Origin of the sequence: Caballeronia sp. AZ10_KS36 (assembly GCF_023631105.1) — a bacterium.
GTDB lineage: Bacteria > Pseudomonadota > Gammaproteobacteria > Burkholderiales > Burkholderiaceae > Caballeronia.
Genome location: NZ_JALQDQ010000037.1, coordinates 438,394 through 449,794, shown reverse-complemented (window position 1 = coordinate 449,794; position 11,401 = coordinate 438,394). Strand labels below are relative to the sequence as shown.

Sequence of the window (11,401 nt, the reverse complement as noted above, 5' to 3'; positions counted from 1 at the left end):
ATCGAAGACACGGCGCGCGTCCGCTGCCAGATGACGCTCAAGATTCGAGCCACACGTTCTCCGCGAACATCCACCCCATTAGGCCAGCGAGCGGAATGCCGCCCAGGCCCTTCAGCTTCGTGGTGTGCGCATCGAGCGAGCTTTGGAACATCGGAATGCCGACGCCGCCGTCCTTGTGGACCAGTTCCTGCATGTCGCCGTAGATCTTCTTGCGCTTGCCATCGTCCGGCTCGCCGCGTGCCGCGACGAGCAGCTGATCGAATTGCGCGCTCTTCCAGTTCGCTTCGTTCCACGGTGCATCTGACTTGAAGAACTGCGTAAAGATGACGTCCGCGCTCGGCCGCGCATTGATGTTGCCGAAGCCGAGCGGATGCTTCATCCAGTGATTCGACCAGTAACCGTCGGACGGCACGCGCACGACCTGCAGATTGATGCCGGCTTGCGGCGCGACTTGCTGCATCAGCACCGCCATTTCGACGGAGCCTTCCGCCGCCGGCGATGCGTAAAGCTGAATGGGCGTATTGCCGACCTTCGCCTTCTGAAAGTGGAACTTCGCCTTCTCCGGATCGAACGTGCGCTGCGGCAGGCCGGCCATGTAGTACTTGTTGCTCGGATCGATCGGCTGATCGTTGCCGATCGCGCCATAGCCGCGGAAAATCGTCTTGCGCATCTGCTCGCGATCCATCAGGTGCATCATGCCGCGGCGGAAATCCGCATTGCCCGTGATGCCGCCGTCGTCGCGCATGATGAGATCGGTGTACTGGCCCGTCTTTGTTTCCAGCACCGCGAAGCCCGGCGTTCCCTTGATGCGTTCGGTGGAACGGGCGCTCACTGCGTTGATGAGCTGCACGTCGCCCGACATCAGCGCGTTCACGCGCGCAGGTTCATCTGCAATCCCGATCAATTCCACTTCGTCCAGGTGCGGCATGCCGGGCTTCCAGTACTTCTCGTTGCGCACGCCGACGGTGCGCACGCCCGGCGCGAATTCCTTCAGCTTGAACGGACCTGTGCCGACAGCCGTTTTGAAATCCGTCGTGCCGTCCTTGATGATGAGGAAGTGCGAGTCCGCGAGAATCACCGGCAGGTCCGCATTCGCGCCCGTCAGCGTGATGGTTACTTCGTTGGGGCCAGTCGCCTTGACTTCCTTGAACTGATCGGCGAGCGTCTTGGCTTTCGAGCCGACCGCCGGGTCCTTGTGGCGCATCAGCGAATAGATGACGTCCTGCGGCGAGAGCGACTTGCCGTCGTGGAACTGCACGCCGCTGCGCAGCTTTGCTACCCACACGGTCGCGTCGTTCGTCTCGAGCGATTCGGCAAGCGCCATCTTCGCGCCCAGGTGGTTGTCGAGCTCGGTGAGACCGCTGTAGAACATGAATCCGCGCGCGTAATCGGTGCCGAGCGAGCCCTTCGCGGGATCGAGCGTATCCGCGGCGGAGGACGATTGCGTCGCCACGCGGATGCGGCCGCCCTGCTTCGGCTTGTCCTGCGCGAAAGCTGCGCCGCTCGCGCTGAGCAGGCCCGCGCCCGTCATCGACAGCAACCCGCCCGCGGCCATCGCGCGCAGGACGTTGCGCCGCGACGCGCCGCGGCGCGTCAGTTCTTCGAGCCGCCTGCCGGCATCGGCATGGACGAGTGCTTCAGGCGAGTTGTCAATGCTCATGAACTTCTCTCCGCGATTGAGGGGCTATGAATGTGCGACGGCTTCGTTATGGTGTGGGCCGCCTTTCCGTTGCTTCCGTTGCTTCCGTTCTCAATAGAACGTGTCTTTGATCGAGTAATACGCGCCGACGAGCGGCAAGAACCAGGGCTTGCCCGTATGGCCGGGAATCGCGGGCCAGTCGAAATCGCGCCACGGATTCGCATCGGCGTTGCCGTTCATCACGTCGGCCATCACCTGGCCCATGTGCGTCGACATCTGCGTCCCGTGACCGCTGTAGCCCATCGAAAAGTAGATGCCGTCGTGCTGCCCTGCGCGCGGCAGGCGGTCCGCGGTGATATCGACGAGACCGCCCCAGCAATAGTCGATACGCACGTTCGCGAGACTCGGGAAGATCGACGCGAGATTGCCTTGCAGAATGCGACCGCTCTTCTCGTCCGACGGACGCTCGGACGCAGTGAACCGTGCGCGGCCGCCCAGCAGCAGCCGCGAGTCCGGCGTCACGCGAAAGTAGTTGTGCATCAGGCGGCTGGTCGTGTACGAGCGGCGGTTGGGCATCAGTTGCGTCAGCCGGTCGGCGGGCAAGGGCTCGGTCACGATGATGAACGAACCGACCGGCGCCATCCTTCGCCTGTACCACGAGAAAGGACCGTGCTTCGAAGGGCCCGTCGCAATCAACACCTGCTTCGCGCGAACCGTGCCGCGCCTGGAATCGATGCGATATGCACCGCCTTCCTTTGCAATCGCGATTACTTCGGCATGCTCGTAAAGCCGCGCGCCTTCTCTGGCCGCTGCCTTCGCGAGTCCCGCGGCGAACTTGCCCATGTGCATCTGGCCGCCATGACGCTGCAACAGGCCGCCGTGAAACGCGTCCGATTGCACTTCGTTGCGGACTTGTTCGCGATCGAGCACATCGACATCCGGATCGACTTCGCGGCGAATGAGTTCCGCTGTCGCCGCGATGTGCCCGATATGATGCGGCTTCGCGGCGAGCTTGAGCTTGCCTGTCGCGAGGTAATCGCAATCGATGTTCTCTTCGCGGATCAGACGCTCCACGGTTTGCACCGCCGCCGCGTATGCGCGATAGCACCCTTGCGCGCGCTCCACGCCGAGTTGGGAGCGCAGCGCCGCATAGTCCTGCGCGACGCCCGTATTGCACTGCCCGCCATTGCGGCCCGACGCGCCCCCGCCGATGCGCGCTGCATCGAGCACCACGACCGAAGCGCCGCGCTTACCCAACGCGAGCGCCGCCGACAAGCCCGTGAACCCGCCGCCGATCACGGCGACATCGGCCTGTCCATCGAGCGGGCCTTCGCACGCCGAGTTCATCGAGGGCGCGGTGTCGAGCCAGTAGGAGTCGAGTTTCATCGGCATTGCTCGGTGAAGTGGTGCGGTTACAGGCCGAGTTGCGCGGCGAGATCGCCGATGGTGTCCACTTCGTAATATTCGTAGTAAGGCGTGCCCGGCTCATGGCCGCGCTTGACGAAAGCCTTGTGCTTGATGCCCATGTCGTGCGCGGTCATCAGGTCGTAACGCAGGCTCGACGAAACATGCAGCACGTCTTCCGGATTGCAGTCGAGTTGATCGAACATGTACTCGAAGCCTTGCATGCGCGGCTTGTACGACTGCGCCTGCTGCGCCGTGAACACGCGATGAAACGGCGCGCCGAGCTTGTCGACGTTGCTCTGAATCTGATCGTTCGATGCATTCGACAGAATCACGAGCTTGTACTTCTTCGCGAGGCGTGAGAGGCCTTCCGGCACATCCGGATGCGGGCCCCACGTCGGCACGGCGAGATAGAACTTCTCGGCTTCGGTCTCGCTGAACTCGACGTTCGCGCGCGCGCACGCGCGGCGCACCGAATTGACAATCACATCGCGGTACGGCTTCCACGCACCGAGCACTTCGTCGCGACGATAGCCCGCGAACAACTTGACGAATCGCTCGAGGTCGTCGCCCTGCAGGCGATCGGCATAAAGCTCGCGGGCCATGTCGGCCATGCGGAATTTCGTCAGCGTCCCGTAGCAGTCGAACGTAATGTACTTCGGCTCGAAATCGATCATGGTTTCAGTCCTGTCGTGTAATGAACCCGTCGGGAGTTCGGTGGTGAGAACAAGGAACAGCGAACTGTTGAGAAAAATTTAAACAGGGCAAAAATGACTGCTGGCGTCGAATGCATGCCTTCGGACGATACAAGTCATGCGTTTTGAAGCTCCTCCACAGCACAAAATGCGGCGTGCCTTTATGCACGATCGTACGTCTCATGCTTCTGTGTCGATGAGCACGCTCTTTAGGCGCAAGTTCGCTTCATACGACTGACGCCCCAGATCCTTGCCGATGCCCGAGCGCTTGTAGCCGCCCGTGGGAATCACGAAATCGCTCGTGCGTCCATAGCGATTCACCCATACGGTGCCGGCTTCGATACTGCGCACCATGCGCAGTGCACGGCCGATGTCGGCGGTATGCACGCCGGCGGCAAGTCCGTATTCCGGATGCGAAGCGAGTTCGAGCGCTTCTTCGTCCGTGTCGAACGACTGCACCGTCAGCACCGGTCCGAAGATTTCGCTGCGCACCGCTTCGCTTTCCTGCGTCACGTCGCAGAGCAAGGTCGGCGAATAGAACGCGCCGGGCGTCGCAGCATCGGCGCGTTTGCCGCCGCATCGCAAGGTCGCGCCGCCTGCGATGCTGCGCTGAACGATGGCATCGATGCGCGCTGCCTGCGGCTCGGAGATGATCGGCGGCAAGGTCGTGCCTGCCGCCCATGTCGGTCCCGCTCTGAGTTCGCTGAACGCTTGCGCGATGCGCTCGATCAGTTCATCGGCAATCGCGCGTTGAACGAGCAGGCGCGAACCGGCGACGCACACTTGCCCCGCGTTGCCCGTGATCGCCCCGGCGATGCGTCTTGCCACTTCGTCGATGCGCGGTGCGTCCACGAATACGAGTTGCGGGCTCTTGCCGCCGAGTTCGAGCGTGACCGGCTTCGTGCCCGTCTCCGCGCACGCGGCCATGATCGCGGCGCCAGTGCGCGTCGAACCGGTGAAGGTGACCTTGGCGATGCGCGGATGGCGCACGAGCGCGTCGCCGGTCGTGCGGCCATCGCCCTGAACGACGTTGAAGATGCCGGGCGGCACGCCTGCCTCGATCGCAAGCTCGGCCAGCCGCAACGAAGAGAACGGCGTCATCTCCGAAGGCTTGAGCACCACCGCGTTGCCCGCCGCGAGCGCAGGCGCGATCTTCCATGCGCCCATCACGAGCGGAAAATTCCACGGTGCGATGGCGCCGATCACGCCATACGGCTCCGCGATGGTCATGCCGAGATGACGATGATCCGTCGCCGCAACGTCGCCGCCGATCTTGTCGGCGAGTTCCGCATAGAAGCGGATGCTTTCGGCGGTGAACGGCACATCCCAGTTGAAGGCATCGCGCACGGGGCGCGTGGAACCAACGGCTTCGAGCGGCGCGAGGTTCCCGGCATCGGCGGCGACGAGATCGGCGAACTGCCGCAGCACGCGTGCGCGCTCGCGTGGCGCACGGCGCGCCCAGTCGCTGCGCCTGAACGCGTCGTATGCGTTGTGCACGGCATAGTCGATCATCGCGTGATCGGCGACGGGCACCGATGCATAGGTGACGCCGTCCGATGGCCGCATGACGTCGATACGCGAGGCGCCGCTATCGATCAGCTCGCCGCCGATGAAGTGCCCGCTCCTGATGCCGATGCTGGCGGGATCGAAACGGTCCATGTGCGTGAATCCTCCTGGGACTGCTGCGTTGACATGACCACATCGTAGGACCGGCGGCCCGGCATATTTCGCCGACAAAATTGCCGATTCAGCACAGCGCGCGCGTTATCGAGCCGATAAGCCGCCGTTTTGCGTTGCATCACGCGCGCGGCGCCGGGCCTGTGTGGGACAGGAAGATCGTCCTAGCCATGCGCGCCGCGCAGTGTCACAGTCACGGTAAATGTCTTCAAAGTGAGGAGGCCGGCGTGCCCGACTCGAACAATCGCGATGTGATCGAATACCGGGCCTTCACGCTCGACGACATCCCCGCCGGTCATGCGCTTTCGATGTCGGTCAAGTGGCGGCACCGCGCCGACGACTGGCGCTTCGCCGCGCGTCTCGGCCGCGGTTTCGCCGCCGTCGATGCGCAAGGCGCGCTTGTCGGCACCGCGCTCGCGTGGCAGTTCGGCGAAAGCGCCGCCACGCTCGGCATGTTCATCGTGTCGCCCGAACATCAACGTCAGGGCATCGGGGGCCGCCTGCTCGACCGCCTGATTGCAAAGCACCCCTCGCGCATGCTGCTCATTCACGCATCCAGTGAAGGCAGGCCGTTGTGCATCGAACGCGGCTTCGCGCCCATCGATACCATTCAACAACATCAGGGCGCGGCCTTTCAGCCGCCGCTCGTTTCGCTGCCGCCGGGTGAGCGGCTTCGTCCGATCGGCGTAAAGGACACGCCTCGCCTCGCCGACCTCGCCACGCGCGCGACCGGCATGGATCGCACGGAACTGATGCCGCATCTGCTCGATGTCGCGAGCGGCATCGCGCTGGATCGCGACGGCGAACTGATCGGCTTCGCGCTCTTCCGGCGCTTCGGCGATGGTCACGTGATCGGTCCGGTGATCGCGCCCGAATCGGCGGATCAGAGCCGCGCGAAAGCATTGATCAGCTACTGGCTCGCGCTGAACGCGGGCATGTTCGTGCGAGTCGATACGCCGTTGCGTCACGGGCTTTCATCGTGGCTCGAAGGACTGGGCTTGCCGCTCGTCGATACCATCGAGCAGATGGCGCTGAACGGCACGCCATCCACCGATGGATCGCTCACACAGTTCGCCGTCACGAGCCAGGCGCTCTGGTGAAGTGACGCACGCCTACGCCTTCGCGAGCCACGCGAACTCGGCGAAGCGATAACCCATCACGCGGCCCGACGGACTGCCCTTCAATCCACGCAGATTCGAACTCTGCGCATCGATGAAGTTGATGAACGCGGGAATCACGAGACTGTTCTTCTCGTACACGATGGTCTGCATGTCGCCATACATCTGCTTGCGTTTGGCATCGTCGCGCTCGCGCCGCGCCTGCACCAGCAGTTGATCGAACTGCTCGTTTTTCCAGCCCGATTCGTTCCACGTTGCATTCGAGCGGAAGAACTGCGTGTACAGCAGATCGAGCGTCGGCCGCGGCAGAATGGAACCGTAGGTCATCGGATACTTCATCCAGTACGTGGTCCAGTAGCCATCGGCGGGCACCCGGCGCACGTTGATGTCGATGCCCGCCTGCTTCGCCGCTTGCTGAACCAGCATCGCGGAATCGAGCGCCGTTTCCACCGATGGCGGCGCGATGATCTCCGCGCGCGAAGTCTGCGTGCCGGCCTTCTTGAAGTGGAACTGCGCCTTGTCCGGGTCATACGCGCGCTGCGGCAATCCCTTCATGAAATACGGATGCCACTCCGGCACGGGATGATCGTTGGCAAGCGTGCCGTGTCCGCGCAGCATCACGTTCACGATGCGCTGCCGGTCATGCAGATACTTGATGCCCTCGTTGAAGTCGGCGCTCTTCGTCGGCAGCATGTCCTGCCGCAATGCGAGGTCCGAATAAAGCTGCGACGGGCTTTCGAGCACGGTCGCCTTGCCGGTCTGCCTGATGCGATCGACATCGCGCACGGGCAGCGGCGAAATGAGCTGCACATCGCCCGCGAGAAGCGCGTTGGTGCGGGCGGCATCGTCGCCAATGCCGATGATCTCCACTTCATCCAGATACGGCCGCCCCGGCTTCCAGAAGTTCGGATTGCGCGTGCCGATGCAGCGCTGCGCCGGCGTGAACTCCTTGCATACGTACGGGCCGGTGCCGTTGCCTTTCGAGAAGTCCGTCGTGTTCGCGGCGACGATCACGAGATGCGGGATCGCGAGCAGCGCGGGAAGATCGACGTTCGGCTCCGTCAACGTAATCTCGACCTTGAGCGGGCCGGCCGCTTTCACCGACGCGATGCCGTCCGCGATGGACTTCGCCTTCGACGCCGTCGCCGGGTCCTTGTGGCGCATCAGCGAGAACACGACATCGTCGGACGTGAAGGGCTTGCCGTCGTGGAAGTGCACGTTGGGCCTGAGCGTGACGTTCCACTTCACGAAGTCGTCGGATTCGAGCTTCTCGGCGAGCGCCTTCTGCGTCTTGAAGTCGGCATCGAGTTCGGTGAGGCCGCTATAGAACATGTAGGCGCGCGAATAGTCGCCGGTATGCGTGCCCTTCGCGGGATCGAGCGAATCCATCAGCGACTGGTTCGCGAGCGCGACGCGGATGCGTCCGCCGCGTTGCGGCGCGGCTTCAGTCGCGGCCAACGCAAGCGACGATGCCCCCGGCAGAATCAGCGTTGCGGCGCCGGCCGCGGCCAGCGTCTTGATTGCCTTGCGGCGCGAAGGATCGGCGACAACGAAGTCTTTCGGCAATGTCATGGGCAGCCTCGCTCGGTGATGTCGTCATGCGGATGAATGAGAGGGTCCGTCACAGCGCGAGGCATAGCCGGTACGCGTCGTAGATGGCCGTGTGTATGTCGCGCGATGCGCTGGCATCGCCGATGCGGTACAGATGGAATTGCCCCGCTTCGCCTTCGTGTGCAGCGGGCTGCGGTTTCGCTGTCGCGAAGGCTTCGAGATCGGTGTAGCCGTCGTTGACCGAATACATGCGCGCGGCTTGGTAGAGGTCGTCGACCGCGAGCATGCCGCGCTCGACCACCACATGGTCCGCTTCCACCTCCACGAGTCCGTTCGTCAGATGATGGCGGAACACCGCACGCCGCTTGCCGTTCTCGGCTGTCTGCACTTCGATCAGTTCGACATTCGTGCGCACCGGCACGTCCCAGCGCGCGATGTTGCGCATCCACGCCTGGTCGTCGCCGCGTCCGCCCGTTTCCTGTGCGGGCATGCTGTCGATCAATGCGAGCGATACATCGAGGCCCGCATCGACATAACGCTCGGCGCACAGATACGCGTTGTGCCTTCCCGTGCCGTCGTACACGAGCACGCTGCCCGCACTGGGCGGGGTTTCCGTCAACGCGTCGAACACCGACTTGCACAACTCGCCGCCCGGCAAGGCATCGAGGTCCGGCAAACCACCCGTTGCGATGATGACGATATCCGCGCCGTGATTCAGCACATCGCTGAGTTCGGCATAGTGGTTGTATCGCACGTCCACGCCGAGCAGCGCGAGTTGCGACACGCGCCAGTCCACGATGCCGATGAGGTCGCGCCGCCAGCTTCCCGTCGCTGCGAGCTGCAGCTGTCCGCCCGCGGTCGAATTGGCCTCCAGTACCGTCACCTGATGGCCACGCCTCGCGCTGATGCGCGCCGCTTCGAGCCCCGCCGGTCCCGCGCCGACGATCAACACGCGCTTCGTCTGCGCCGCCTTCGCGATGTCATGCGTCAGATACGTCTCGCGCGACGTCGCCGGATTGTGGATGCACGTCGCGCGGAAGTTGCGGCAGAACGAGGCACCGACGCACGGTCGCGCCTCGTCTTCCTTCCCCGCTTCGACGAGTTTGACGAGATGCGGCTCCGCGATATGCGCGCGCGTCATGCCGACCATGTCGAGCAGGCCTTCGCGGATCGCATAGCGGGCGGTGGCGAGGTCCGCGATCTTCGCAGCGTGGAACACGGGCAGATCGACCGCGCGCTTGAAGGCGGCGGCTTTCGGCAGCCACGGCGCGGACGGCACGAACATGCCGGGCATCGAATTCACTGCGAGCGACATCTTCGTGTCCATGCGCCCGAACGTGACGTTGAAGAAGTCGAAGAGTCCCGTGCCTTGCAGAATGCGCGACATCTCGAGCCCTTCTTCGAAGCTGCATCCGTCTTCGAGCGCGAAACGAAAGCCCACGATGAAATTGTCGCCTACCTGCTTGCGTATTTCTTCATGGACTTCGATTGCGAAGCGCACGCGATTGGCCGTGGACCCGCCGTACTTGTCGGTGCGCAGATTCACGGTCGGGTCCATGAACTGGCCGATCAGGTGACCGCCCGCATGCGTTTCGATTCCATCGAGACCTCCGTCGCGGCAACGCTTCGCCGCGAGGCCGAAGTCACGAATCACACGCCTGATGTCGGCATCGTGAATGGCCTGCGGGATCGCGCGATGCAGCGTTTCGCGCACCGCCGACGGCGCGATCATCGGTAGCCACGGTTCGGTGTAGGCATCGCCGCGTCGGCCGAGATGCGTGATCTGACACATCAGCGCAGCGCCGTGAGTGTGAATGCGATCGGCGAAGCGCCGCAGATGCGGCACCACGGCATCGGTCGATACGTTGATCTGCTGGAACGTGTTGGGACTATCGAGGCTCACGTTCGACGAACCGCCGAACATCGTCAATGCGAGTCCCCCTTTGGCCTTTTCCTCGTGATACCGTTGATAGACCTCCTGCGGGAATTCATCGCGCGTCAGGCGGCTCGCGTGGCTCGTGCTCATCACGCGGTTCCTGAGAACGAGATGCCTGAGGGCGAACGGCTGAAGCAAGGGGTCCGACGATGCAGTCGCAGCGGCGCGGTGATCGGTGTGGGTCGTCATGGCCTGCCAGATGAGTTGAGCGTCTGGCTCAAGGTAAGGAGACCAATTTCAGCCGTCAAATTACAAATCGATGCATGCCCCATAACATGGTGTTGTATGAGTCCGCGACTTCCCTCCCTTCAGGCACTGCTCGTTTTCGAAACATCGGCGCGGCTGCTGAGTTTCACCAAGGCGGCCGGCGAACTCAACGTAACGCCCGTCGCGGTGAGCCGCATGGTGGCGCGTCTAGAAGACGCGCTCGACTTCAAGCTATTCGAACGCACGAAGCTAGGGCTGAGTCTGACTGATCGGGGCGCGACCCTGCAGCGTGCCGTTGCGTCGGGATTCGGCCAGATCGGCGACACCATCGAAGAACTCAGGCGCGATCACGCGCGAGGCGAGATCGTCACGCTATCGCTCGCCAGCGGGTTCGCCGCGCTGTGGCTGCTGCCGCGTTATGCCGATTTTCGCAAGCGCTTTCCAGCCATCAATCTGCGCCTGCAGGTCATGCCCGGCCGCCTGTACGGGCCGCTCGACGATGCAGACCTCGGCATCCGCCTGCACGGACCCGGCTCCGAAAGCGATCCGTCGTGCCTCTGTCCCGAGATTATCGTTCCAGTTTGCAGTCCCAAGTATCTCGCGGAGTTCGGACCGCTCGATGCACCGATGCCCGCCGAAGGTCACGCCTACATTCATCTCGATGTGACCACGCACTCATGGGCGGATTTTCATCGCGCGACGGGGCTTTCCGACAAGGGCATCGGCGAGGCGGTGCATCACACGGACCCCGGTCTCGCCGTGCAATGCGCGATGCTCGGACAAGGCGTCGTGCTCGGCTGGCTGCTCGCCATCGCGGCGCCGCTCAACGAAGGCAAGATCATTCCCGCATGGGACCGGTATATCGAAACGGGCTGCCACTACGTGCTGGAATATCGTTCGTCAAATCCATCGGATGCCATGCGGCAGGTCGCGTGCTGGCTCATCGAGAAGATAAAAGAGGAAGTGGAGCGCGCGCGAAGCGTGCTCTCGGCGATGACCGCCGTATCGAAGAACATGAAGTCGTAACGCGCACCCTACGCTCACGAATATTTGGACGACGCCGCTAGACCGAAGCGGCTCACGCGCATAGCCTTGCGCGGGCGGTCCGCCCCTTCGCCCTCATCCCGAAGCGTTCGCTAGCCGGCCGAGAGCGCGGCGACAAGCGCCGCCCTAA

The 11,401-nt window shown here is 63.3% G+C and carries 8 protein-coding genes; 2 read left to right on the top strand and 6 right to left on the bottom strand.

Going from position 1 to position 11,401, the window contains the following annotated elements; all coding sequences use genetic code 11:
• Positions 1-37: 37 nt before the first annotated feature.
• The 4 genes from NCR35_RS24465 to NCR35_RS24450 form a co-directional block, all read right to left on the bottom strand.
• Positions 38-1,660: an ABC transporter substrate-binding protein gene (locus NCR35_RS24465; RefSeq protein ID WP_250536486.1), complete on the bottom strand. Its 1,623-nt coding sequence runs from the start codon at positions 1,658-1,660 to the stop codon at positions 38-40.
• Between the two features lie 90 nt (positions 1,661-1,750).
• A complete protein-coding gene (locus NCR35_RS24460) occupies positions 1,751-3,025 on the bottom strand; it encodes an NAD(P)/FAD-dependent oxidoreductase (RefSeq protein ID WP_250536485.1) in 1,275 nt (424 codons plus the stop codon).
• A gap of 26 nt (positions 3,026-3,051) precedes the next feature.
• The gene (locus NCR35_RS24455) at positions 3,052-3,720 is read right to left on the bottom strand and encodes a haloacid dehalogenase type II (RefSeq protein ID WP_250536484.1); all 669 of its coding nucleotides are present in this window, start codon (positions 3,718-3,720) and stop codon (positions 3,052-3,054) included.
• 198 nt (positions 3,721-3,918) lie between these two features.
• Positions 3,919-5,397 (bottom strand): aldehyde dehydrogenase family protein, encoded by a 1,479-nt coding sequence (locus tag NCR35_RS24450; RefSeq protein ID WP_250536483.1) that lies wholly within the window; start codon positions 5,395-5,397, stop codon positions 3,919-3,921.
• Positions 5,398-5,642: 245 nt separating this feature from the next.
• Between NCR35_RS24450 and NCR35_RS24445 the strand changes: the two genes are divergently transcribed.
• A complete protein-coding gene (locus NCR35_RS24445) occupies positions 5,643-6,515 on the top strand; it encodes a GNAT family N-acetyltransferase (protein ID WP_502801718.1) in 873 nt (290 codons plus the stop codon).
• Positions 6,516-6,527: 12 nt separating this feature from the next.
• Here NCR35_RS24445 and NCR35_RS24440 read toward each other — a convergent pair whose 3' ends face one another.
• Positions 6,528-8,105, bottom strand: a complete 1,578-nt coding sequence (locus NCR35_RS24440) for an ABC transporter substrate-binding protein (protein ID WP_250536482.1) — start codon at positions 8,103-8,105, stop codon at positions 6,528-6,530.
• A 49-nt stretch (positions 8,106-8,154) separates the two neighbouring features.
• Positions 8,155-10,209, bottom strand: a complete 2,055-nt coding sequence (locus NCR35_RS24435; protein ID WP_284503258.1) for an oxidoreductase — start codon at positions 10,207-10,209, stop codon at positions 8,155-8,157.
• A gap of 96 nt (positions 10,210-10,305) precedes the next feature.
• Between NCR35_RS24435 and NCR35_RS24430 the strand changes: the two genes are divergently transcribed.
• Complete coding sequence (locus NCR35_RS24430; RefSeq protein WP_250536480.1) at positions 10,306-11,253, top strand: LysR family transcriptional regulator; 948 nt, start codon at positions 10,306-10,308, stop codon at positions 11,251-11,253.
• The last annotated feature ends 148 nt before the right edge of the window (positions 11,254-11,401 follow it).